Source organism: Microbacterium arabinogalactanolyticum (assembly GCF_030268005.1).
GTDB classification, from domain to species: Bacteria; Actinomycetota; Actinomycetes; order Actinomycetales; family Microbacteriaceae; genus Microbacterium; species Microbacterium arabinogalactanolyticum.
On sequence record NZ_BRZC01000004.1, the window covers coordinates 150,977 to 172,740 of the forward strand.

22 protein-coding genes and 1 tRNA gene are annotated in these 21,764 nt (G+C 69.1%); 8 read left to right on the plus strand and 15 right to left on the minus strand.

The genetic code is table 11. From position 1 onward, the window contains the following. Nucleotides 1-17 precede the first annotated feature (17 nt). Nucleotides 18-611 (plus strand): HdeD family acid-resistance protein, encoded by a 594-nt coding sequence (locus MIAR_RS05080; RefSeq protein ID WP_285632286.1) that lies wholly within the window; start codon nucleotides 18-20, stop codon nucleotides 609-611. A 65-nt stretch (nucleotides 612-676) separates the two neighbouring features. Here MIAR_RS05080 and MIAR_RS05085 read toward each other — a convergent pair whose 3' ends face one another. Further along, nucleotides 677-1,441, minus strand: a complete 765-nt coding sequence (locus tag MIAR_RS05085) for an SDR family oxidoreductase (RefSeq protein ID WP_285632287.1) — start codon at nucleotides 1,439-1,441, stop codon at nucleotides 677-679. A 117-nt stretch (nucleotides 1,442-1,558) separates the two neighbouring features. Here MIAR_RS05085 and MIAR_RS05090 point away from each other — a divergent pair, with 117 nt between their 5' ends. The 4 genes from MIAR_RS05090 to MIAR_RS05105 all read left to right on the plus strand — a co-directional run bounded on the left by MIAR_RS05090 (nucleotide 1,559) and on the right by MIAR_RS05105 (nucleotide 4,220). After that, nucleotides 1,559-2,020, plus strand: a complete 462-nt coding sequence (locus MIAR_RS05090) for an NfeD family protein (protein ID WP_285632288.1) — start codon at nucleotides 1,559-1,561, stop codon at nucleotides 2,018-2,020. Nucleotides 2,021-2,028: 8 nt separating this feature from the next. After that, on the plus strand, nucleotides 2,029-2,955 hold the full coding sequence (locus MIAR_RS05095) for an SPFH domain-containing protein (protein WP_285632289.1): 927 nt from the start codon (nucleotides 2,029-2,031) through the stop codon (nucleotides 2,953-2,955). Next, entirely contained in the window at nucleotides 2,952-3,719 is a 768-nt protein-coding gene (locus tag MIAR_RS05100; protein ID WP_285632290.1) for a glycerophosphodiester phosphodiesterase family protein, read from the plus strand. Before MIAR_RS05095 ends, MIAR_RS05100 begins: the two co-directional genes overlap by 4 nt. 117 nt (nucleotides 3,720-3,836) lie before the next feature. Continuing rightward, nucleotides 3,837-4,220 carry an RNA polymerase-binding protein RbpA gene (locus MIAR_RS05105; RefSeq protein WP_285632291.1) on the plus strand — a complete coding sequence of 128 codons (384 nt, stop codon included), beginning with the start codon at nucleotides 3,837-3,839 and terminating at the stop codon, nucleotides 4,218-4,220. A 1-nt stretch (nucleotide 4,221) separates the two neighbouring features. On the opposite strand, the gene lnt is transcribed toward MIAR_RS05105, so the two are convergent. From lnt to MIAR_RS05150, 9 genes are all read right to left on the minus strand, one after another. After that, nucleotides 4,222-5,661: an apolipoprotein N-acyltransferase gene (gene lnt, locus MIAR_RS05110; RefSeq protein WP_285635644.1), complete on the minus strand. Its 1,440-nt coding sequence runs from the start codon at nucleotides 5,659-5,661 to the stop codon at nucleotides 4,222-4,224. 89 nt (nucleotides 5,662-5,750) lie between these two features. Continuing rightward, a complete protein-coding gene (locus tag MIAR_RS05115) occupies nucleotides 5,751-8,225 on the minus strand; it encodes a DEAD/DEAH box helicase (RefSeq protein WP_285632292.1) in 2,475 nt (824 codons plus the stop codon). Next, nucleotides 8,222-8,986, minus strand: coding sequence for a twin-arginine translocase subunit TatC (tatC, locus tag MIAR_RS05120; RefSeq protein WP_285632293.1), 765 nt, complete (start codon nucleotides 8,984-8,986; stop codon nucleotides 8,222-8,224). Before tatC ends, MIAR_RS05115 begins: the two co-directional genes overlap by 4 nt. A 57-nt stretch (nucleotides 8,987-9,043) precedes the next feature. Then, nucleotides 9,044-9,301 (minus strand): twin-arginine translocase TatA/TatE family subunit, encoded by a 258-nt coding sequence (gene tatA / locus MIAR_RS05125; protein ID WP_285632294.1) that lies wholly within the window; start codon nucleotides 9,299-9,301, stop codon nucleotides 9,044-9,046. 31 nt (nucleotides 9,302-9,332) lie between these two features. After that, a complete protein-coding gene (locus MIAR_RS05130; protein WP_285632295.1) occupies nucleotides 9,333-10,322 on the minus strand; it encodes a helix-turn-helix transcriptional regulator in 990 nt (329 codons plus the stop codon). After that, the gene (locus tag MIAR_RS05135) at nucleotides 10,319-11,329 is read right to left on the minus strand and encodes a helix-turn-helix transcriptional regulator (protein ID WP_285632296.1); all 1,011 of its coding nucleotides are present in this window, start codon (nucleotides 11,327-11,329) and stop codon (nucleotides 10,319-10,321) included. The genes MIAR_RS05130 and MIAR_RS05135 overlap by 4 nt, the downstream gene beginning before the upstream one ends. Further along, nucleotides 11,326-12,237, minus strand: a complete 912-nt coding sequence (locus MIAR_RS05140; RefSeq protein WP_285632297.1) for a peptidylprolyl isomerase — start codon at nucleotides 12,235-12,237, stop codon at nucleotides 11,326-11,328. Before MIAR_RS05140 ends, MIAR_RS05135 begins: the two co-directional genes overlap by 4 nt. A gap of 10 nt (nucleotides 12,238-12,247) precedes the next feature. Further along, nucleotides 12,248-13,258: a tRNA (adenine-N1)-methyltransferase gene (locus MIAR_RS05145; protein WP_285632298.1), complete on the minus strand. Its 1,011-nt coding sequence runs from the start codon at nucleotides 13,256-13,258 to the stop codon at nucleotides 12,248-12,250. Next, nucleotides 13,255-13,938, minus strand: coding sequence for an HAD family hydrolase (locus MIAR_RS05150; RefSeq protein ID WP_285632299.1), 684 nt, complete (start codon nucleotides 13,936-13,938; stop codon nucleotides 13,255-13,257). Before MIAR_RS05150 ends, MIAR_RS05145 begins: the two co-directional genes overlap by 4 nt. A 92-nt stretch (nucleotides 13,939-14,030) precedes the next feature. On the opposite strand from MIAR_RS05150, the gene MIAR_RS05155 reads away from it, so the two are divergent. Continuing rightward, entirely contained in the window at nucleotides 14,031-14,873 is an 843-nt protein-coding gene (locus tag MIAR_RS05155; RefSeq protein WP_285632301.1) for a PAC2 family protein, read from the plus strand. Nucleotides 14,874-14,877: 4 nt separating this feature from the next. Here MIAR_RS05155 and MIAR_RS05160 read toward each other — a convergent pair whose 3' ends face one another. Both MIAR_RS05160 and MIAR_RS05165 read right to left on the minus strand, forming a co-directional pair. Next, nucleotides 14,878-15,708: an undecaprenyl-diphosphate phosphatase gene (locus MIAR_RS05160; protein WP_285632302.1), complete on the minus strand. Its 831-nt coding sequence runs from the start codon at nucleotides 15,706-15,708 to the stop codon at nucleotides 14,878-14,880. Between the two features lie 48 nt (nucleotides 15,709-15,756). Then, nucleotides 15,757-17,052: a M20/M25/M40 family metallo-hydrolase gene (locus MIAR_RS05165; protein WP_285632303.1), complete on the minus strand. Its 1,296-nt coding sequence runs from the start codon at nucleotides 17,050-17,052 to the stop codon at nucleotides 15,757-15,759. A 110-nt stretch (nucleotides 17,053-17,162) separates the two neighbouring features. On the opposite strand from MIAR_RS05165, the gene MIAR_RS05170 reads away from it, so the two are divergent. Then, nucleotides 17,163-17,247: transfer RNA gene (locus MIAR_RS05170), tRNA-Leu, on the plus strand. A 47-nt stretch (nucleotides 17,248-17,294) separates the two neighbouring features. Here the strand turns inward: MIAR_RS05170 and MIAR_RS05175 are convergent. The 3 genes from MIAR_RS05175 to MIAR_RS05185 all read right to left on the minus strand — a co-directional run bounded on the left by MIAR_RS05175 (nucleotide 17,295) and on the right by MIAR_RS05185 (nucleotide 20,813). After that, nucleotides 17,295-17,750 (minus strand): SRPBCC family protein, encoded by a 456-nt coding sequence (locus MIAR_RS05175; protein WP_285632304.1) that lies wholly within the window; start codon nucleotides 17,748-17,750, stop codon nucleotides 17,295-17,297. A gap of 103 nt (nucleotides 17,751-17,853) precedes the next feature. After that, nucleotides 17,854-18,942 (minus strand): VIT1/CCC1 transporter family protein, encoded by a 1,089-nt coding sequence (locus MIAR_RS05180; RefSeq protein WP_285632305.1) that lies wholly within the window; start codon nucleotides 18,940-18,942, stop codon nucleotides 17,854-17,856. Between the two features lie 131 nt (nucleotides 18,943-19,073). After that, complete coding sequence (locus tag MIAR_RS05185) at nucleotides 19,074-20,813, minus strand: DEAD/DEAH box helicase (RefSeq protein WP_285632306.1); 1,740 nt, start codon at nucleotides 20,811-20,813, stop codon at nucleotides 19,074-19,076. 111 nt (nucleotides 20,814-20,924) lie between these two features. On the opposite strand from MIAR_RS05185, the gene MIAR_RS05190 reads away from it, so the two are divergent. Next, complete coding sequence (locus tag MIAR_RS05190; RefSeq protein ID WP_285632307.1) at nucleotides 20,925-21,755, plus strand: SGNH/GDSL hydrolase family protein; 831 nt, start codon at nucleotides 20,925-20,927, stop codon at nucleotides 21,753-21,755. The last annotated feature ends 9 nt before the right edge of the window (nucleotides 21,756-21,764 follow it).

Genomic DNA, 21,764 nt, shown 5'->3' on the forward strand with positions numbered 1-21,764 from the left:
CAGGAAAGGACATCATCGTGTCTGACGCTTCCCCCGAAGTGAAGAACTTCTTCTCCGCAGTGCGCACCTCGCTGGCCGTCTCCGGCGTGATCATGCTGGTGCTCGGCATCTTCATCCTCGTCTCCCCCACCAAGACCGCTATGTTCTTCGCGGGCATCCTCGCCGTGTACCTGATCATCCAGGGGCTGGTGTACATCGGCACGGGCGTCTTCACCAAGGACAGAGGCGGCTGGTCGCGCCTCGGCCATATCGTCCTCGGCCTTCTCTACGTCGTCGGCGGCATCCTCGCGTTCGTCAACCTCTTCGCGTTCACGGCGACGCTCGCGATCTTCTTCGGCATCATGCTCGGCATCACCTGGATCATCGACGGCGTCGTCTCGCTGTCGCTGCTGGGCGATTCCCGCTCGAGGGTCTGGACCGTGGTCTACGCGATCCTCAGCATCGTCGCCGGCGTCATCCTGCTTCTCTCGCCGCTGTATGCGGTCATGCTGTGGTGGCTCGCCGGCATCTCCCTGGTCGTGCTCGGTGTGCTGCAGATCGTGCGGGCCATCACTCTCAAGAAGGATGCCGCGCTCATCGCCGACGCCCTTCGTTCGGAGGAGACCCTCTGACGCGTCTCGTCAGCGAATGAGGAAGGCCCCGTCCGATCGGACGGGGCCTTCCTCATGTCTACGGATCACTCGGCGGCGAAGTCCGAGGTGTCTCCGACCAGACGGGTGTTGTCTGCGGGAACGGGGTCGACAGCGGCCTGTGCGACCTCCGCGGCGAACTCGGACACGTTGTAGAGCTTGCCCGCGGACTCGCGCCGCTCCGCGATCGCGCCGGGGTTGAGGCGGTTCAGAAGCGTGGCGGTGATCGTGCCCTCGATCATGTCGCCTGAGACGACGGTGAAGCCGATACCCTTCTCCGCGAGACCGGGGATCAGCTCGCGCAGGGCGTCCTCACCCGCGCGCTTGGACTTCGCGACCGGCTCGTACTCGGGCATCGTCGGCGTGGTGCGGATGAAGTGCGCCTGATGGCTGGTCACGAACACGACGCGCGAGCCGTCGCCCAGCAGGGGCTCGCCGGCCTGCAGCACGTTGACCTGCGCGTCGCGGTTGAGCTTGAGGGCGTAGTCCTCACCCATGCCGGACTCCATGCCGCCCGAGGCGTTGAGCACGAGGATGTCGAGCTTGCCGAACTCCGCCCGCACCGCGTCGAACATCTCCGCGACGGAGGACGGATCGGTGAGATCGGCGCCCACGACCAGCGTCCGCACTCCCAGCTCCCGGAGCTCCGCAGCGAGCTTCTCGGCACGCGGCGCCTTGTTGCGGAAGTTGATGACGACGTCCGCGCCGGCCTCGGCGAAGTAGCGGACGGTGTCGGCGCCGATGCCCCGGGACGAGCCGGTGACGAGCGCCACCTTGCCCTGAAGGGATCCGGCGGGCAGAACCTGGGTCATTCCTGACTCCTCGTGATGCGCGGGATATCGCCGGTTCGGCGACCTCCCAACCCTACAACGCGGCGTTGCCGCACCGCGGGATCACCCGCGTGATAGGTTGACCGCAGGAGGGGGCGCATGGACTTCATCGCAGGTATCGAGCAGTGGGCCTGGATCGGCTGGCTGGTGCTGATCGCCCTGTTCCTGGTCATCGAGATGATGACCCTGGACTTCACATTCCTGATGCTGTCCTTCGGCAGCGTGCTGGGGCTCGTCTCCGATCTCGTCGGCCTGCCGATCTGGGCGCAGGTCATCATCGCCGCGGCCGCCGCGGCGCTGTTCATCTTCTTCCTGCGCCCGCCGCTGCTGCACCGGCTGCGCCGCGGCGAGGATCCGACCAAGTCGAACGTCGCCGCGCTCATCGATCTTCGCGGGACCGCGCTGCAGGACATCACCGGTGTCTCCGGGCAGGTCAAGCTCAGCAACGGCGACACCTGGACCGCACGCAGTCTCGACGGCACTCCGATCATCCAGGGCAGCCGCGTGGCTGTCTCGGAGATCAGCGGCGCCACCGCCATCGTCCGCCCCGTCACCGAATAGGAGCACTGATGGACGACTCCTCGTTCATTCCCACCGCGATCGCCTGGATCCTGGCGATCGCCGTCATCATCTTCGTGCTGGTCACGATCGCCCGATCCATCCGGATCATCCCCCAGGCGACGGCCGGCATCGTCGAGCGCCTGGGTCGCTACCACAAGACGCTCGACCCCGGCCTGAACCTGCTGGTGCCCTTCATCGACCGGCTGCGCCCGCTGATCGACATGCGCGAGCAGGTCGTCTCGTTCCCGCCGCAGCCGGTGATCACCGAGGACAACCTGGTCGTCTCGATCGACACCGTCGTCTACTTCCAGGTGACGGATGCCAGGGCGGCGACGTACGAGATCGCCAACTACCTGGGTGCCGTCGAGCAGCTCACCACGACCACGCTCCGCAACGTCGTCGGCGGCCTCAACCTCGAGGAGGCGCTGACCAGCCGTGACGAGATCAACGGTCAGCTGCGCGTCGTGCTCGACGAGGCGACCGGCAAGTGGGGCATCCGGGTCTCGCGCGTCGAGCTGAAGGCCATCGACCCGCCCGTGTCCATCCAGGACTCGATGGAGAAGCAGATGCGCGCCGAGCGCGACCGTCGTGCAGCCATCCTGACCGCTGAGGGCTCCAAGCAGTCGCAGATCCTCGAGGCCGAGGGCCAGCGGCAGGCTGCGATCCTCAAGGCAGAGGGAGACAAGCAGGCTGCGGTGCTGCGCGCTCAGGGTGAGGCGGAGGCGATCCAGAACGTGTTCGCGTCGATCCACGAGGGTCGCCCTGACGACAAGCTGCTCGCGTATCAGTACCTGCAGATGCTGCCCAAGATCAGCGAGAGCTCGTCGAGCAAGCTGTGGATCATCCCCAGCGAGCTCACCGAGGCGCTCAAGGGCATCGGCAGTGCGTTCACGCCCCGCTCCGGTGGCTCGGACGCCTCCCAGCCCGGCGCGTGACGCACCCGTACTTCGCCGGTACCCGGCATCCCCGAGTCCTCGCCCACCGCGGATTGGTCCCCGCGGTCGGCGAGGACTCCTCGCTGTGGGAGAACACCGCGGGCGCCTTCGCCGCCGCCCATGCGGCCGGTGCCGAATACATCGAGACCGACTGCCAGATGACGGCGGACGGCGACGTCGTGCTGTTCCATGACGACACGCTGGAGCGGCTCGCAGGAGACCCGCGCGCGGTGTCGGAGGTGCGCACGGCCGAGTTGGCGCAGCTGTTCGCGCCCCACGGCGGGCTGATGACGGTCGGAGATGCGCTGGATGCCTTCCCCGACACCCGGTTCAACATCGACATCAAGACCGAGGCCGCTGCCGAGCCGATCGGTCCGCTGCTCGCGCCTCATTCTCACCGCGTGCTCGTCACGAGCTTCTCCGACCGCAATCGGCGCGCCGCGCTGGCATCCGTGATGCGCGCCGGCGCCGGCATCCGGCCCGCGACCTCCGGCGCGAGCTCGGTGATCCTCGCGCTGAGGGTGCTGTCGTGGCTGCGCCTCTCCCCCGCGCGGGTGCTGCGTGACATCGACGCGGTGCAGATCCCCGAGCATCATCTGGGCATTCGGCTGTTCACCCCGGCCCTCGTGCGAGCGGCCCACGGATGCGGCACCGAAGTGCACGTGTGGACGGTCAACGACGCGGACGACATGAGGCGTCTGGTCGACGCCGGAGCGGACGCGATCGTCACGGATCGCGCGGATCTCGCGCTCAGGACGATCTGACCCGTCGCGAGCCGGTCGGCGCTGGGATTCCCCTGTGAGTTCGACCGGGATCTCGCCGCTGTGGATGAAGCGCACAGGCGCGACCGTTATACCTGACAGCGACGAGAGGACCACACAATGGCAGATCGCAGCCTTCGCGGCATCCGACTGGGTGCCCAGAGCCTTCAGAGCGAAGAGGGCGTCGTGTTCATGGAGCGGCGCGCCACCACTTACAAGTGCGACACGTGCGGCCACGAGACGACCCTGATGTTCGCGGCCGACGCCGAGCCGCCGCAGACCTGGGAGTGCCGCAGCTGCGGCGCCGAGGCGCTGCTGCAGGTGGACGGCGCATCCGTGAAGCTCGAGGAGAACGACGAGAAGGCCGCCCGCACGCACTGGGACATGCTCCTGGAGCGTCGCACCCGCGATGAGCTCGAAGAGCTCCTCGCCGACCGTCTCGCCTACGTGCGCGCCCGCCGCGGCGCCGGCGACGACCCGACGCGCGAGCGCATCGGCGCCTGATTCAGCGTCGCCGCCGCGCGATCACGCCGGCGGCGACCAGTGCCCCTTGGCCCCCGATCACCAGCGCGAGCTGGATCCACGGGCCCAGCAGCACACCAGCCGTGAGGCCGGAACGCAGTTCGACATCCTCGAGCAGCGCTCCGGCCTCATCTGCGTCCAGGGTCGCGACGGTGCTGCCGTCCGGCCGCATGATCTGGCTCGTGCCGACGGTCGAGATGTTCACCACGCTGCGACCGGTCTCGATCGCCCGCATCCGCGCGAACGCCAGCTGCTGCAGGTTCTCGTCCGTGCCGCGGAAGTCGGCGTTGTTGGTCTGGAACACGAGCACCTGGGCGCCGTGCTGCACGCCCTCCCGGATCACCTCGTCGTAGATCACGTCGAAGCAGATCGCGAGCCCCACGCCGACGTCGCCGACCTTCACCAGCGGAGGGTTCGTCCCCGGCGTGTACTCCCGCTGCAGGAGACCGATCAGATCCGGGGCGAGCGCGTTGAAGAACTCGCGATTCGGTACGTACTCGCCGAACGGCACCGGATGCCGCTTGTCGTGCAGCTGAGCCGCAGTGCCCTCGTCCGTCCACAGGAACGAGGTGTTGAAGATGTCCTTGCCGCGCTCTGTGGCCGCGTTGGCGAGGAGCGGCGCGTCCAGCCACGACACGACGCGGTTGAGCCGTCGAGCGGTGGAGGCGTCCTGGAACGGGTCGTAGTCGACACCGCCCTCGGGCCACACGATCAGGTCGGCCTTCTCGCCCTCCAGCGGCTCGGTCGCGGCCATCTGCGCGTCGATGACGCTGTACTGCTCCCTGGTGTCGAAATAGCCGGTCGGTCCGTTGCCCTGCACGGCCGCGATGCGCATGGTCCCCGCGTGTGCGGTCGGGAACACGGGCAGCAACAGCAGCACCAGCGCGGTGACGGCCGGCGTCACGAGCGCGAGAGGACGCCGCCAGGCGCGGGCGCGGATGATCTCGATGATCAGCGCGACAGCGAAGACCATGAGGAAGCTCAGTCCACTCACGCCCACCCAGGATGAGACGGGCGCGAAGGGCCCTTCGGCCTGGGTCATGCCCAGCCGGGCCCAGGGGAAGCCGCCGTAGGGCCAGTTGCCGATGAACAGCTCCTGCGCAGTCCACAACGCGGCCACGATCGCGGGCAGTAGGATCGGACGGCTGCGCGGCCAGGCTCGCGGCATCCAGCGGTACGCGAGCGCGATCGGCAGCAGCGCGACGGCCGTCAGCACGCCCTCCACGACGGCCAGGGCGACCCACGGCACCGGCCCGAGATACCGTGCGACCCAGCCGACCAGCATCGAGTAGAAGACCAGGCCGTACACGCCGGTGACGAGGAGCGCGGACCAGAGACGGCGCCCGTCGAGGCAGACGATCAGGAGAGCGACCGCGACCAGCGCCAGCGGCCAGATCGCCAGCGAGGGGAAGGAGATGCTCATCAGCACGCCGGCGATCGCGGCCAGCCAGACCGCGAGCCACAGCGGCACGAGCGGGCGCACGGATGCTGCGGGGCGAGTCCTTCCCACCGTCACACTCCCGCGTAGGCGACGATGCCTCGCCGCACCCCGTCCAGGGCGCGCCGTGCGGTGGACGCGAGGTCACCGTCGTCGGCGACGATCGAGAGCTGATCCAGCAGGTCGATGGTCTGCTTCGCCCAGCGCACGAAGTCGCCCGCCGCCATGTCGGCGTCGATCAGCACGCGGTCCAGTGAGCCCCCGCGCGCCCAGGAGTGCATGGCGGCCGCCAGGCCCGGCGCGAGCGGCTCGGTGCGCGGGAGGGAGTAGTCGTGCTCGATGTCGTCGAGCTCGGCCCACAGCCGCACGGTGGCGTCGTAGGCGATGCGGAACGCGCCACGAGGCAGGCCCCGCTCCCCCGCGTTCTGCTCGTCGCGTCGGGGTTCGTAGACGAGGCAGCTCGCCATCGCCGCGAGCGACGGCGCATCCAGGGTGCGCCAGAGGCCCTGGCGGAGCGCCTCGGCCACGAGCAGGTCTCGCTCGCCGTAGATCCGCTTCATGGTGCGTCCGGCATCGGTCAGCGAGAGGTCGTCGCCGTCACCCTCCACGTAGTCCACGACCCGGAGTACGTCGATGACGCGGTCGAAGGTGCGCGCGACCGTGCCGGTGCGGGTCTCGATCTGACGGCGGATGCGGTCGGTGTCGCGCTTGAGGCTGAAGTACCGCTCCGCCCAGCGCGCGTGCGCCTCACGATCGGGGCATCCGTGGCACGCGTGCCGCTGCATGCGGGTGCGGAGCGCCTGGATCTTGCGCATCCGCTTCTCCCGCGCGACCCGGGGACCGGCGGCGTCACGACGGTTCTTCTTCTCCAGGTCGCTGAGCTCGCGCCGGATGGCCGCATACTCCAGGAAGTCGTCCTGCTCGCACTGCATGGCCTTCTGATACCCCGCCAGCGACTCCTCGGCGTCCTTCACCTTGCGGGCCAGCCCGACCACCGCTCGGTCCGCCTGGAACTGGGCGAACGACGACTCCAGGATCTCGCGGGCGCGCGAGCGCCCGAACCGGTCGATGAGGTTCACCGCCATGTTGTACGTGGGGCGGAAGCTGGAGTTGAGCGGGTAGGTGCGGCGGGACGCGAGAGCGGCGACGGCCTGGGGATCCATGCCCTCCGTCCACTGCACGACGGCATGGCCCTCGACGTCGATCCCGCGACGGCCCGCGCGTCCGGTCAGCTGCGTGTACTCGCCGGAGGTGATGGCGACACGGGCCTCGCCGTTGAACTTCTCCATCTTCTCGAGCACGACGGTGCGGGCGGGCATGTTGATGCCCAGAGCCAGGGTCTCGGTGGCGAAGACCGCCTTCACCAGCTTGCGCTGGAACAGCTCCTCGACGACCTCCTTGAACGCCGGGAGCAGACCGGCGTGGTGCGACGCGACGCCGCGCTCGAGGTCGTCGCGCCATTCCCAGAAGCCCAGGACGTCGAGATCCTCGTCCTGCAGGGATCGCGTGCGCTCATTGACGATCTCGCGGATCTCGGTGCGCTCCTCCTGCGTGGTGAGGCGGATTCCCGCCCGCCGCACCTGCTGCACGGCGGCATCGCAGCCGACCCTGCTGAAGATGAAGAAGATGGCCGGCAGCAGGTTCGACCGCTCCAGCAGCCGCACGACGTCCGGACGGTCCATCCGCTCGATGCGCCGCATGTTGGCGGACCGCACGGGCCTCTTCCCGCCCCTCGGGGGGCGCTTCGCCTGCCGTCCGGCATGGCGGTTGCTGGCGTATTCCTGGGCGCTGCGGTTGCTCTCGTACCGGGACCCGGTGAACGAGCGGATGCGGAACAGCTCCTGGTTCACCTGCGCGGTCGCCATGCCTGCGCGGTCGTCGAACAGCGGCAGCAGGTCGTCCCGGACCAGCACGTGCTGCTCCAGAGGCACGGGCCGGATCTCGGAGACGATCACGTCGGTGTCCCCGCGCACGGTGTCGAGCCAGTCGCCGAACTCCTCGGCGTTGGAGACCGTGGCACTGAGCGAGATCAGGCGCACCTCCTGCGGCAGGTGCAGGATGACCTCCTCCCAGACCGGTCCGCGGAATCGGTCGGCGAGGTAGTGCACCTCGTCCATCACCACGTAGCGCAGGCCTCGGAGCGAGTCCGAGCCGGCGTACAGCATGTTGCGCAGGACCTCGGTGGTCATCACCACGATGCGGGCGTTGCCGTTGATGTTGGTGTCGCCGGTGAGCAGCCCCACCTCATCGGCCCCGTAGACGTCGACGAGTTCGCGGAACTTCTGGTTGGAGAGCGCCTTCATCGGCGTCGTGTAGAACGCCTTGTCGCCCGGCGTCTGCATCGCGAGATGGATCGCGAACTCGCCGACGATCGTCTTGCCCGCTCCCGTGGGCGCGGCGACCAGCACGCTCCGGCCGCGCTCGAGCGCCTGGCAGGCATCGAGCTGGAACGGATCCAGAGCGAAGCGCTGTGCGGCGGCGAACTGCCGCGTCTGAGGATGCTGCGCCGCCGTCTGTGCGGATGCGTAGCGCTCAGCCGGCGAGCTCATGCGGCGGCTGCGTCCGGATCGAGACCGTCCGCGATCCGCTTCTTCCGCTTACGACGGTCGAAGAGAAGCGACACTCCGGCCGCGGCGAAGTACAGCACGATCAGGATGCCGCCGACCAGGAACATCGACCCGATGTCGGCCGCCGGCGTCGCGATGGCGGCGAACACGGAGGCGACGAGCACCGCGATCCGCCATCCCTTCAGCAGTCCCCGGCCCGTGATCACACCCGCGAGGTTCAGCGCCACCATGAACACCGGCAGCACGAACGAGATGCCGATCACCAGGATGAACTTGAGGATGAAGTCGTAGTAGTACTCGGCGTCGAGGAAGTTCTTGCCGATGCCGGGAACGAATCCCGACATCACCTCGATCACGTGCGGCGCCACCCAGATCGCGACCGCACCACCGGCGAAGAAGAGCGGAATCGCCGCGACGACGAATCCGACCGTGTACTTGATCTCCTTCTTGGTGAGCCCGGGCACGATGAACGCCCAGATCTGCCAGAGCCAGATCGGTGCGGACAGCAGCAGGCCGATGGCGAGGGACATCCGCAGGCGGAGGTTGAATCCCGACGAGATCTTCGTGAACATCAGCGCGGCGAAGTCCTTGCCGCGCAGCGCGTTGATCTCGTTGATCGGCCACGCCATGAGCTTGAGCACCGGTTCGGTGAGGATCGCGGCGATCACCATGCCGATGACCAGCGCGATCACCGCGATGATCAGGCGCCGTCGAGCCTCCCTGAGGTGCTCGCCCAGCGACATCCGTCGATCGTGGCTCCCCTCGGAAGAAGGCGCGTCGACGCTCAGTTCTGTCACGACCTACGAGGCGCGGGGCGGTGTGTCCTGATCAGCAGGACGCTCAGCCGCCGGGGCTGCAGTACCGGTCGACGTCGCGGTGGTGCCGTCGGTGCCGGCCTCCGGGGCGTCGTCGTCCTTCATCGCCTTCATCTCGCCCTTGAACACGCGTGCGGACTGTCCCAGGCTCTTCGCCAGCGCCGGCAGCTTCGCCGCGCCGAACAGAAGAAGGATGATGATCAGAATGATCCACAGGTGCGGGCCTGCGAAAAGATTACCCATGGATTTCTCCTCTTGGTGGGTCGGATTCCGTTCAGTCTACCTGTGCCGGAGAGCCGTCGGGCACCGTGTAGAGGTCGAGTGCGGCGGATGCCCATTCCCGTGTCGCGCACCGCGCCAGAGGCGGGTCGAGCACCTCCAGCGCACCTCCGAATCGACCGGCGATCCGCTTGATCCCCCGGGGGTCCGCCATGCTCATGCGCACGGTGACGACGGCGTCGGCCCGGTCGATCTCCTCGTACGGGAAGGCGCCCAGCAGCGGCAGCATCCGCTCGGGAAGCCGCACGGTGACGTGATCCGAGACGTCGCCGCCCCCGCCGAACTCCGCCGGCACGGGCGCGTCGCCGTGGGTGATCGGGATCTCGGTCAGATGCGCATCGCTGACGCGGTCGAGATGGAACGTCCGCATCGCCTGCCGCAGATGGCACCATCCCTGCAGATACCACTGCCCGTTCGTGATCAGGATCTGACGCGGGTCGACCGTGCGGGTGGTCGGCTCGGCATCCGGAGCCTGGTAACGGAACGCCACGGCGACGCCGTCGTGCAGCGCGCGCGAGACGACCTGCTGCACCTCGGTGACCTCCACCGGCGCGACGAGCAGATCGGGAGGTGCGTCGGCGGAGCCGCGGGAGAGCTTGGCGATCAGGCCGCTGACCAGTCCGGAGTCGGCCACCGCCGGCACCGCGGCGACGAGCTGGAGGCCGGCGAGCAGCGCCGCCGCCTCCCGGGCGGTGAACCGAGGAACACGGCGGAACGCGACGTCATGCGTGATCTCGATGATGTCGTGCTCGTCGAGCAGGTCCCAGTCGATGTCGAACATCTCCTGCGGGAGCTGCCAGTAGCCGGAATCGCCCGGCAGGCCGATCACCGTGAGCTTCTCGGCCATCGCCCGCATCTGCGCGGCGGTCACGCCGAACTCGGCCGCGGCCTCGTCGAGCGTGACCTGGCCGCGCTCGAGCAGGTACGGGACGAGCGTCAGGTACAGGCGCACGCGGTCCGCGGCCAGAAGCGGTGCGGAGCTCATTCGGCACTCCCCTCTCCGGCGACCGCGTCGGCGGCGTGCGCGTCGACGATCGCGTGCAGCCGCTGGATCACGCTGTCGCGGAGATCGGCGGGCTCCACGACCCGCACCTCCGGTCCGTAGGTGGCCAGTTCGTCGGCGAAGATGTGCCGGTCCACATAGGGGACGCGGATGCCCTGCACGGCGGGAACGCCCCGGCGGCCGAGCCGCAGGGCCGCCTCGGTCCCCGGCGTGATCTCGAGCAGGGCCTGCTGCGATGCGGCGACCTCGGCGAGACCCGCGAGCGCACGCTCCGCAGCGCCGTCGCGCGCCACGGGGTCGAAGCCCTGGCCGGTGACCTTCACATCGCTGACGATGCGGCTGAGCAGGAAGGTGCGCTCACCGTCGGCATCCACGTCGAACCCGTACAGATGCCAGCGCGATTCGTACTCGACCTGGACCAGCGGACGGACGCGGCGGCGCGTGGGCGCGTCCTCGCCCGGCTTCAGGTAGTCGAAGACGACGACGCGGTTGCGTTCGATGCCCTCCTGCAGTGCGGGGAAGGCCGCGTCCTGCACGGCGATGCGCGGCGCGAACCCGATGATCGGCTCGTCGCCGTCGATGCCGAGCGCGCGGATCTTGCGGACGCCGGCCTGGGCGTCGGCGGAGACCGATTCGCTGCTCCACACGCTCCCGGCCAGGCGCAGCACGGCGAGCTCCGCATCCGAGAACTCGATGTCGGACGGCAGATCGTAGTCCGCCTGCGGAATCCGGTAGCGGGCCTCCCGCATGTCCTGAGGATCGGCCGGATCGCCGATGGTCTCCACGGGCATCCCGAGCGCGCGCAGCTCGTCCTTGTCCCGCTCGAACATCTTCTCCAGCGAATCGGGCTTCGCGCCCGCTTCGACGCGCTGGCGGTACCCGGAGACGTTGTCGAGGATCTGCTGCTTGGTCAGGCCGATCTCCGTGGCCATCAGCGCCACGACGAGATTCGTCAGCCGCTCCTCCGCGGGGATCTGCGCCGGCGTCATCCCCGGACCAGCTCCGGCGGGACGATGCCCAGCACGTCGACGACGTAGGCGATCGCGTCGCCGCCGGTCTTCTCGGGGTCGACGACGAGGATCTGGCTGCCGACGGTCGACTTCGCGACCTGCGCCATCACCTGCGGCGGAAGGGTGGAGGTGTCGTACACGACGCCCTTCTCCCACGACGAACCTGTCACGGCACGGGTCGACCACTTCACGGCGGTGTACTGGAACATCGCCAGTCCCTTGCCGACCTTCGCGCCGTCGCCCTCGATCAGGGTCTCGGTCACGAGCTTCTTCGGAGCCGCGCCGTCGGGGATGATGATGCCCGGCTGCCCGCTGGGCGCGCGCACCACCGACGGGATTCCCTGTGCGTCGTTGAACACGTCGCGACCCTGCGCCTTGGGCAGCAGCACCTCCTGGATGTCGATCGTGCCGACGATGCTCTCATCGGGACCGAGTCCGACCTGCGCGGCCATTCCCTCCGGAAGGTCCTTCGCGGGCACCGCGAACGCGACGCGGGAGCCGTTGGTGGCGCACTGCAGGGCCGAGCCGATGCCGCCGAACTGCTCGCTGAGGGACTTCGGCGACCAGACGCCGGCACCGCTGTCGATCATCTGACCGGTGGCGCCGTTCAGCAGGGTGATGGAGCCGACGACGTCCTGGGTCTCTTCGCGCACGACCGCGCCGTCGCCGACCACGAGGTCGTCGTAGACCACCTTCGACGTCGGCATCGGCGCAGTCAGGCTCACCTTCGCGGCGCCGATGTCACCGCTCGCCTTGACCGCCATCGAGAGCGCGGCGGACTCGCTGCGCTCGCAACCGGCGGCGCCGGATCCCGGCGCGGTCGAGCAGCCCGTCAGGACGAGAGCGGACAGGGCGAGGGCCGAGACGGCAGCGGTCGTTTTACGCACGCGCCCCAGTCTATTCCGAAGCGCTGTCGCCCTCGCGCGATGCGGCGGCGGTGCGCGCGCCGTTCGCGGCCTTCTGCGCCTCGCGCACCCGCTTGCGCAGGTTCTTGTCCGTGATCTCGCGATCGCCGACCGCGCCGGGGGTCCACAGCTCCACGTCCTCGTCGCCGTAGCTGGACTTGGAGGCTCGGCGCTTGACCTCGGGAGGAACGGCACCCGGCGCCAGGCGCCGCGCGGTCAGCAGGAACCCGGTGTGCGCGACCATCCTGTGGTCGGGTCGGACGGCCAGTCCCTCGACGTGCCATCCACGGACCATGGTCTCGGAGGCGTCCGGATCGGTGAACAGCCCCGTGCCGCGGATGTACTCCGCGACGCGGGACAGCTGGGTGGCGGTGGCGACATAGCAGATCACCACACCGCCGGGGGCGAGGGCGTCGGCGACGACGTCCATGCACTCCCAGGGTGCGAGCATGTCGAGGACGACGCGATCCACCGTGCCGGCCTCGAACTGGGCGGGCAGCTCCTCGGCGAGGTCGCCTACGACGACGCTCCAGGTGTCGGGCGTCTCGCCGAAGAAGGTCTCGACGTTCGCGCGCGCCACCTCCGCGAAGTCGTCGCGCCGCTCGAAGGACGTCAGCCTGCCCTCGTGGCCGATCGCCCGGAGGAGGGCGAGCGAGAGCGCGCCGGAGCCGACGCCGGCCTCGACGACGACAGCACCGGGGAAGATGTCGGCCTGCATGACGATCTGCGCCGAGTCCTTGGGGTACACGATCGCCGCGCCGCGCGGCATCGACATCGCGAAGTCCCGCAGCAGCGGACGCAGCGCCAGGTAGTCGTGTCCGCCGCTGTTGGTCACGACGGAGCCGTCCGGCTGCCCGATCAGCTGGGTGTGCTTGAGCACTCCGTGATGGGTGTGCAGCTCACCGTCTCCGCGCAGCGTGATGGTGTGCATCCGTCCCTTGGGGCCGGTCAGCTGCACGCGGTCGCCCTCTCGGAACGGCCCGCGGGGTCGATTGGCGCTCATGCGTTCTCCTTGGCGTGGCGGCCGGCGAGGTCGCGGATGTCGGCGGACGTGCGTCCCGCGAGCGTCGGCCACAGTTCATGCGCGTCCGAGCCGTCCAGGGAGACGATGTGCGGCACGCCCAGGGTGACCGCACCGGATGCCCGGCCCGCGGCGACTCCGGTGCCGGAGTCCTCGATCACGACGGCATCCGCGATGTCGATCTCCAGCAGCTCGGCGGCTCGCAGGTACGGGTCGGGGAAGGGCTTGGGGCGCGCGACGTCATCCCCGGCGACCACGAGGTCGAAGGCGTCGAAGTCGATCAGGGAGACGACGTCGAGGGCCATGCGGCGCAGCGACATGGTCACCAGGGCCGTGGGGATGCCGTTGGCGCGCAGGTCTGCGAGCAGCTCGCGAGCGCCGTGCCGGAACGGGACCCCCTCGCTGCGGAGGCGATGGGCGACGGCATCCGTGAGGTGCTGGACGATGGCGTCCGCCTCCATGTCGACGCCGTACCTCTGCAGGATCAGAGCGCTGTCGTGCAGACCGTTGCCGACCAGCTGGAGCGCGTCCTCATGGGTCCACGTGCCGCCGAACGACTCGACCAGGACGGTCTCGGCATCCATCCAGTACGGCTCGGTGTCGACGAGGGTTCCGTCCATGTCCCACAGGACTGCGCTGGGCTTGTTGCTCACTGAACCCATGCTAGCCGGGAGCCGGCCCGGGGCTGATGCCGGGCGACTAGCCTGGAGGGACACTTCCGGGGCGCAGGCCCCGGGTGACAGGAGGGAGAACGGTGGACGCTCTCGGCTCACGCATCATCGTCGCCGCGTTCGACGGCTGGAACGACGCCGGCGAGGCTGCCAGTGGCGCCATCGGCGCACTGCGCGAGGCGGGGAGCTACGAGGCCGTGCACTCCGTCGATCCCGAGCTGTACTTCGACTATCAGTACACGCGTCCCTCGTCCCGCATGGACGCCTCCGGCCACCGCGAGCTGCACTGGCCGGACGCCACGCTGTGGCGCCCCACGAGCACGACCGCGGGCCCTGAGCTGTGGCTGCTCACCGGTTCGGAGCCTGCACGGGCGTGGCAGGCGTTCGCCACGGAGTTCATCGACGTGGCGCTGCGCGACGACGTGACCGGGCTGGTCACGCTGGGGGCGATGCTCTCGGATGTGCCGCACACCCGTCCCATCTCGATCTTCGCGTCGAGCCAGAACGAGCGTGTGCGCGCTGCGCACGGCCTGGACAAGTCCACCTACGAGGGGCCGGTGGGCATCCTGAGCGTCTTCGAGCACTTCGCCGAACGCGCCGAGATCCCCTCCGCGAGCCTGTGGGCCAGCGTGCCGCACTACGTCGCGACCGCGGCTCCCTCGCCGAAGGCGACCCTGGCGCTGCTGGATCGGCTCGAGGAGCTCACCGGCGTCGGCCCCGCCCGCGAGCACCTGCGCACCGCGGCCGCGGCCTGGGAGGCGTCGATCGACGCCGCTGCAGCCGAGGACGAGGACATGACCGAGTACATCCACCAGCTGGAGCGGACACGCGACACCTGGGACTCGCCCGATGCCTCCGGCGACGCCATCGCCCAGGCCTTCGAGCGCTACCTGCGCCGCCGGGGCGACGGCCCCGACAGGAAGTGACCGATCAGCGCGGCGAGAGCACTCCCGTGGACAGCAGCACGATGAGCGTGCCGCCCAGCAGCACCCGGTAGATCACGAACGGCAGGAAGCTGCGCTTGGAGATCCAGTTCATGAAGAACGCGATCACGCCGAGCGCCACGACGAATGCGATGCCGGTCGCCGCGAAGGTCTCCCCCAGGCTGAAGTACTGGCCGGCCTCCCCGCCGTGCTTGAACAGCTGGTAGAAGCCGCTGCCGAACACCGCGGGAATCGCCAGCAGGAACGCGTACCGGGCGGCCGCAGCGCGCTCATAGCCGAGGAAGAGGCCCATCGTGATGGTGCCACCGGATCGCGACACGCCGGGTACCAGAGCGAACGCCTGCGCCACGCCGTAGGCGATGCCGTGCGGGTAGGTCAGCTCGTCGAGCTTGCGCTTCTTGGCACCGATGTAGTCCGCGATGCCCAGCAGCAGACCGAAGCCGATGAGCATGATCGCGACGATCCAGAGCGATCGCAGCGTCGTCTCGATCTTGTCCTGGAACAGCAGCCCCAGCAGGACGATCGGGATGCTGCCGAGGATGATCAGCCACCCCATCTTCGCATCGGGGTCGTTGCGCGGCGCCTTGCCGGTCAGGGACCGGAACCACGTGCCGATGATGCGCACGATGTCACGCCAGAAGAACACCACGACGGCCGCCTCGGTGCCGATCTGGGTGATCGCGGTGAACGCGGCGCCCGGGTCCTCACCGGAGGGAAGCAGCGCCCCGACGATGCGCAGGTGCGCGCTGGAGGAGATCGGCAGGAACTCGGTGAGTCCCTGGACGACGCCGAGCAGAAGGGCTTCGAGCAGGTTCATGCGGTGCTTTCCAAGGGTGAGGCGTCGGTGTCCCCGGACGGATGCCGGTCAGCAGGAGCGCAGCAGATCGGTCAGCACGCGCTGACCGAAGACAAGAGATTCTACGGGGACGCGCTCGTCCACTCCGTGGAACATCCCTGTGAAGTCGAGATCCGCAGGCAGCTGCAGCGGCGCGAATCCGTACCCGGTGATGCCGATCGAGGCCAGCGCCTTGTTGTCGGTGCCGGCGCCGAGCAGGTACGGGATCACGGGCACTCCAGGGTCGTGCTTCCCCAGGGCCGCCACCATGGCGTCCACCAGCTCGCCCGCGAACGGCGTCTCCATGCCGATGTCGCGCACGACGGTCTCGATGCGGATGTCTTCGCCGACGATCCGCTGCAGCTCGGCGAGCACGTCGTCCTCGGTCCCGGGGATCACACGGACGTCGATGAGAGCCTCCGCGGTCTCGGGGATCACGTTGTGCTTGTATCCGGCGGTGAGCACGGTGGGGTTCGCGGTGGTGCGGAACGTGGAGCGCAGGAAGGCCTCGGCGGGACCTGCGGCCGCGGCCAGCGCGTCCGGGTCATCGATCGGCCGTCCGGTCAGCTCGCTCAGGCCGTCGAGAAGGGCCTGGGTGGTCGGTGTGAGCCGGATGGGCCAGCGGGTCCGGCCGACGGCGGCGACGGCCTCTGCGAGACGCGTGACCGCGTTCTGCTCGTGGTAGCGGCTGCCGTGTCCTGCACGCCCCTTGGCGACCAGCCGAAGCCACATCAGGGCCTTCTCCCCCACCTGCAGTAGATAGGCGCGGTGATCGTCGACCGTGATCGAGTACCCGCCCACCTCGCTGATCGCCTCGGTCGCGCCGGAGAACCACTCCGGCCTGTCGCGCACGACGAGCGCGGAGCCCTCCACGCCGCCGTTCTCCTCATCCGCGAAGAACACCAGGATCAGATCGCGGTCGGGCTGCTCACCCGCCCGCAGCAGATCGGCGACCGCGGTGAGGATCATGGCGTCCATGTTCTTCATGTCCACGGCGCCGCGCCCCCACAGCATCCCATCGCGGATCACTCCCTCGAACGGGTCGACGCTCCAGTCCTCGGCCATGGCGGGGACCACGTCCAGGTGTCCGTGCACGACCAGCGCGGGACGCTCGGGGTTGCGGCCCCTGACGCGTGCCATCACGTTGGTCCGGTTCGGGATCGGCTCGTAGTACTCCGGCTCGAGGCCGAGCGAGGTGAGGAAGGCGCCGACGTACTCCGCGGCTTCGCGTTCACCCTTCGCGTTCCCGCCGCCGAAGTTGGAGGTGTCGATGCGGATCAGATCACGGGCGATCCGGGCGACTTCGGGCAGGGAGGAATCCGACATGGCTCCAGGCTATCGAAACGGCGTGCCACGCCCGGGCGTCGGCGTGGTTCGTGGCTGTCCGCGGACCGTGCTAGAGTCATTCTTCGGTCGGCAACGACTTTTCATCACCTGCGCGGGTGGCGGAATAGGTAGACGCGCTAGCTTGAGGTGCTAGTGCCCGAATAGGGCGTGGGGGTTCAAGTCCCCCCTCGCGCACAGAACGGAGAAGGCCCCGGATCGAGAGATCCGGGGCCTTCTCCGTGTCAGGCGTCGACGTCGCCGCGCCAGGCGCCGGTCGCCGTGCTGCGGTTCTCGATGAAGTCCTTGAAGTTGTCCAGGTCCTTCCTGACCGCATGGGATGCGAGGCCCGCGATCGAGCCGACCATCTCGGCAAGGCCCTCCGGCTTCCAGTCGATCTGCACGGTCACGCGACTGGAATCGTCGCTCAGGCGGTGGAAGCTCACCACACCCGCATGGGCCGTCTCACCGCCGACGCTGCGCCAGGCCACGCGGTCGTCCGGGTGCTGCTCGGTGATCTCGGTGTCGAACTCGCGGCGCACCCCGCCGACCTCGACGACCCAGTGATTGCGCGTGTCATCCACCTGGGTGGTCGAGACCACCTCCTCGAGGAAGTCGGGAAAGCTCTCGAACTGGGTCCACTGGTCGTATGCGACGCGCACGGGGACGTCGACGTCCACGGTCTCGATGATCTGGGCCATGCTCTGCTCCTTGCTCCTCGGTGTGGAGCATCCAGTCATCCGCATGTCGCCGAGCCCGGAAAGGGGGTTGACGGCACGCGCATGACTCAGCGCATGACTCTGCTCACACCGCGCCGACGCCGAACACGAGACCGAGCACGTAGGTGATCGCCGCCGCCCCGAAGCCGATCGCCAGCTGCCGCAGGGCGCGCTTGAGCGGCGGGCCGCCGGAGAGGATCCCGACCATCGCGCCCGTGCTCAGCAGCGCGACTCCGACGAGCACCAACGCGACGAGGATCGCCGTGAAGCCCGTGAGCCCGAAGAGCCACGGCAGCACGGGCACGATCGCACCGGACGCGAACAGCAGGAAGCTGGAGATGGCGGCCGTCCAGTCGCTGCCGACGATCTCATGATCGTTCGGCACGCCGATCGGTCCGGTCGCGTCGCGACGGATGCCCGCCTGCGCGGCGCTCACGACCCGCTGGGCGCGTGCCAGCGACTCGTCCTCGTCCATGCCGCGCGCCCGGTACACGAGGGCCAGCTCGTTGGCATCGATGTCGAGGTCGCCCGCGGTGGCATCCGCGTCGTTGCTCTCCTCCGTCGCGGCCAGCAGCTCGCGCTGGGAGCGCACGGAGACGAACTCCCCCGCACCCATCGACAGTGCGCCGGCGAGAAGGCCGGCGATGCCGCTGAAGAGCACCAGGCCGGAGCCGACCCCGGTGGCCCCGATGCCGAGCACCAGTGCGAGGTTCGAGACGAGTCCGTCGTTCGCGCCGAAGACCGCCGCGCGGAACGAGCCGGACAACCGGCGGCGTCCGCGCGCGGCGAGGCCGCGGACCACCTCGTGGTGCACCTTCTCATCGGCCCGCATCGCCGGGGTGGCGTACTTCTCGCTGTCGTAGGGGGAACGCGCCTCGGCGCTCTGAGCGAGCGCGAGCACGAAGATGGATCCGAACCGTCCGGCCATCCAGCCCAGCATCCGGGAGCGGAGACCGGCACGGGGAAGCCGGGAGGGCTCCTCGCCTCCGAGCAGATCCAGCCAGTGCTGCTCGTGGCGACGCTCGGCTTCCGCGAGGGAGAGCAGGATCTCCTTCTCCTCGCCTTCTCTCCGAGCGGCGAGCCGCGAGTAGACGGCTCCTTCGGCGCGTTCCTCGACCAGATAGCGGGCCCATTGCTTGCGGTCCGCAGCAGTGGCGTGGGCGGGGGCAGACATGCATCCTCCGTGGGTAGATCAACATTCCACGGTATCGACGCGGGCACCTCTGAACCGCATCAGGACGCGGATTGACAGGATTTCGGATGCCCGAACCAGCACACGACCCGGCTGATGCCGCTGGGGCCGCGTCAGGTCCGCACGCGCTTGCGCAGCAGGTCGATCCGCGCCTGCAGCTGCGACACGGTCGCCTGGGCGACAGCCGGTCCACCGCACATCCGGCGCAGCTCGGCGTGCACGGATCCGTGCGGCTCGCCGGTCTGCCGCGCATACAGGCCGACCAGGCTGTTCAGCAGCTGCCGCTGCTCGCGAAGGGTGCGGTGCAGGGGCGCGGGGAGGGTCGTCGTCTCGACCGGGGTGGCCGCCTCCCGCGCCTGGCGCAGCTTGCCCTGCCTGGCCTGGCGCTGCATGAGGAGCGCGTGCACGTGCTCGGGCTCGAGAAGTCCGGGGAACCCGATGAACTCCTCCTCCTCGGGGGTGCCGGGCTCGGCGAGCTGACCGAACTCCTTGCCCTCGAACACGACCCGATCGAAGTGCGCCAGCGACGAGATCGCCTGATAGCTGAACTCCTGGGTGAGGGCGTCGGATGCGTCCTCCTCGCGGTTCGCGCTCTCCAGCAGCGAGTCCTCGAGGCCGTCGTCGTCCTTGTCCCGCCGATCGAGCGCGTGGTCGCGCTGACGCTCCATCTCGTTCGCGAGGGTCATCAGCACGGGGACGTTCGGCAGGAACACACTGGCGGCCTCACCGCGGCGTCTCGCACGCACGAATCGTCCGATGGCCTGTGCGAAGAACAGCGGCGTCGACGATGACGTCGCGTACACGCCCACTGCCAGCCGCGGGACGTCGACGCCCTCGGACACCATGCGCACGGCGACCATCCAGCGCCGGTCCGTCTCACTGAACTTCTCGATGCGCTCGGACGCCGATGCGTCGTCGGAGAGCACCACGGTCGGCTGCTCCCCCGTGATGCTGTGCAGGATCTTGGCGTAGGCGCGCGCGACCGTCTGATCCGTCGCGAGCACGAGCCCGCCGGCATCCGGGACGTGGTGGCGGATCTCGGTGAGGCGGCGATCGGCGGCGGACAGCACCGCCGGCATCCACTCCCCCTCCGGGTCCAGCGCGGTGCGCCAGGCCTGCGAGGTGACGTCCTTGGTGTTGTCCTGTCCGAGGTGCGCCTCGAGCTCGTCGCCCGCGCTGGTGCGCCAGCGCATCTTGCCGGAGTACATGTGGAACAGCACCGGCCGCACGACGCCGTCGGCCAGCGCCCGCCCGTATCCGTAGCGGTAGTCGGTGCTGGAGACCCGTGCGCCGGATTCGTCGGGGATGTACTCCACGAACGGGATGGGCGCAGTGTCGCTGCGGAACGGCGTGCCCGACAGCAGCAGACGGCGACGGGCCGGCCCGTACGCGTCGCGGATGGCGTCGCCCCAGCTGAGAGCGTCGCCACCGTGGTGCACCTCGTCCAGGATGACGAGCGTCCTCGCGTCCTCGGTCAGGTGCCGGTGCACGCTGGACTTCGCCGCGACCTGCGCATAGGTGACGACGACGCCGTGGTACTGCCGGGAGGGTGCCCAGTGGCTGTTGCGGAACCGGGGGTCCAGCCGGATGTGCACGCGCGCGGCCGCATCCGCCCACTGCGTCTTCAGGTGCTCGGTCGGCGCGACCACGATGACCCGGTTGACCTCGCCCATGCGCAGCAACTCGACAGCGAGCGTGAGAGCGAAGGTGGTCTTGCCTGCCCCGGGGGTGGCGGCGACGAGGAAATCCCGCTGATCGGCCTGGAAATACGCGTCCAGCGCCTCCCGCTGCCATGCCCTCAGCTTGTCGGCGGTACCCCACGGGGCGCGCTGAGGGAAGGACGGAGAGAGCACTGCTCAACGATAATCCAGCCCGCCGACAACGCTCTGCGCGCCCGCCCATCAGCGCGGGTAGGCTCTCTCAGGCGCCCGCACCCCGGGCGTCTGATGCCGAAGGAGAACCCGATGGTGGACCAGGAGACGTCTCGCACCCCGTTCGTCGAGAACGAGGGACCGCATCCCTGGCGACGGTTCGTCGCCGTCGGCGACTCGTTCACCGAGGGTGTCGGCGACCCCGCACCAGACCTGCCCGGCGGGCTGCGCGGCTGGGCCGATCGCGTCGCCGAGGTGCTGGGTCATGATGTGGACGACTTCGCCTACGCCAATCTCGCCGTGCGCGGCAAGCTGATCGCCCAGATCGTCGCGGATCAGATCGAGCCGGCGGTCGCGCTCAAGCCCGATCTCGTCTCGATCTGCGCCGGCGGCAACGACGTGATCCGCCCGGGCACCGATCCCGACGAGATCGCCGTGCAGCTCGAGGACGCCGTCGCCCGGCTCTCCTCCACCGGCGCCGCGGTGGTGCTCTTCACCGGGATCGACACCGGCTTCACCCCGGTGTTCCGCCCGTTCCGCGGCAAGGTCGCCATCTACAACGAGAACGTGCGCGCGATCGGCGACCGGTACGACTGCATCATCGCCGACCAGTGGGCGCTGAAGGTCGTGCAGGACCCGCGCTTCTTCGACGACGACCGGCTGCACTACAACGCGCTCGGTCACCACGAGATCGCTCGGATGGTGCTGCGTGCGCTCAACGTGCCGAACGACCTGCAGGCCATGCAGCCCGATCCCGTCCCGGTGCGCACCTGGCGCGAAGCGCGAGCCGAGGACATCGGCTGGGCGCGCGAGCACCTGGTCCCCTGGGTGCTGCGCCGGCTGCGCCACCAGTCCTCGGGCGACCACGTCGAGGCCAAGCGGCCTGAGCCGTCTCCGGTGCGGATGCCCGGCGCCGAGAACTGATCGCGCGGC

What these genes read in the sequence shown, in the direction of transcription:
- MIAR_RS05085 (WP_285632287.1), bottom strand. Translation starts at nt 1,441, where the DNA reads ATGACCCAGGTTCTGCCCGCCGGATCCCTTCAGGGCAAGGTGGCGCTC.
- MIAR_RS05090 (WP_285632288.1), top strand. Translation starts at nt 1,559, where the DNA reads ATGGACTTCATCGCAGGTATCGAGCAGTGGGCCTGGATCGGCTGGCTG.
- MIAR_RS05095 (WP_285632289.1), top strand. Translation starts at nt 2,029, where the DNA reads ATGGACGACTCCTCGTTCATTCCCACCGCGATCGCCTGGATCCTGGCG.
- MIAR_RS05105 (WP_285632291.1), top strand. Translation starts at nt 3,837, where the DNA reads ATGGCAGATCGCAGCCTTCGCGGCATCCGACTGGGTGCCCAGAGCCTT.
- lnt (WP_285635644.1), bottom strand. Translation starts at nt 5,661, where the DNA reads ATGAGCATCTCCTTCCCCTCGCTGGCGATCTGGCCGCTGGCGCTGGTC.
- MIAR_RS05115 (WP_285632292.1), bottom strand. Translation starts at nt 8,225, where the DNA reads ATGAGCTCGCCGGCTGAGCGCTACGCATCCGCACAGACGGCGGCGCAG.
- tatC (WP_285632293.1), bottom strand. Translation starts at nt 8,986, where the DNA reads ATGTCGCTGGGCGAGCACCTCAGGGAGGCTCGACGGCGCCTGATCATC.
- tatA (WP_285632294.1), bottom strand. Translation starts at nt 9,301, where the DNA reads ATGGGTAATCTTTTCGCAGGCCCGCACCTGTGGATCATTCTGATCATC.
- MIAR_RS05130 (WP_285632295.1), bottom strand. Translation starts at nt 10,322, where the DNA reads ATGAGCTCCGCACCGCTTCTGGCCGCGGACCGCGTGCGCCTGTACCTG.
- MIAR_RS05135 (WP_285632296.1), bottom strand. Translation starts at nt 11,329, where the DNA reads ATGACGCCGGCGCAGATCCCCGCGGAGGAGCGGCTGACGAATCTCGTC.
- MIAR_RS05145 (WP_285632298.1), bottom strand. Translation starts at nt 13,258, where the DNA reads ATGAGCGCCAATCGACCCCGCGGGCCGTTCCGAGAGGGCGACCGCGTG.
- MIAR_RS05150 (WP_285632299.1), bottom strand. Translation starts at nt 13,938, where the DNA reads ATGGGTTCAGTGAGCAACAAGCCCAGCGCAGTCCTGTGGGACATGGAC.
- MIAR_RS05160 (WP_285632302.1), bottom strand. Translation starts at nt 15,708, where the DNA reads ATGAACCTGCTCGAAGCCCTTCTGCTCGGCGTCGTCCAGGGACTCACC.
- MIAR_RS05165 (WP_285632303.1), bottom strand. Translation starts at nt 17,052, where the DNA reads ATGTCGGATTCCTCCCTGCCCGAAGTCGCCCGGATCGCCCGTGATCTG.
- MIAR_RS05175 (WP_285632304.1), bottom strand. Translation starts at nt 17,750, where the DNA reads ATGGCCCAGATCATCGAGACCGTGGACGTCGACGTCCCCGTGCGCGTC.
- MIAR_RS05180 (WP_285632305.1), bottom strand. Translation starts at nt 18,942, where the DNA reads ATGTCTGCCCCCGCCCACGCCACTGCTGCGGACCGCAAGCAATGGGCC.
- MIAR_RS05190 (WP_285632307.1), top strand. Translation starts at nt 20,925, where the DNA reads ATGGTGGACCAGGAGACGTCTCGCACCCCGTTCGTCGAGAACGAGGGA.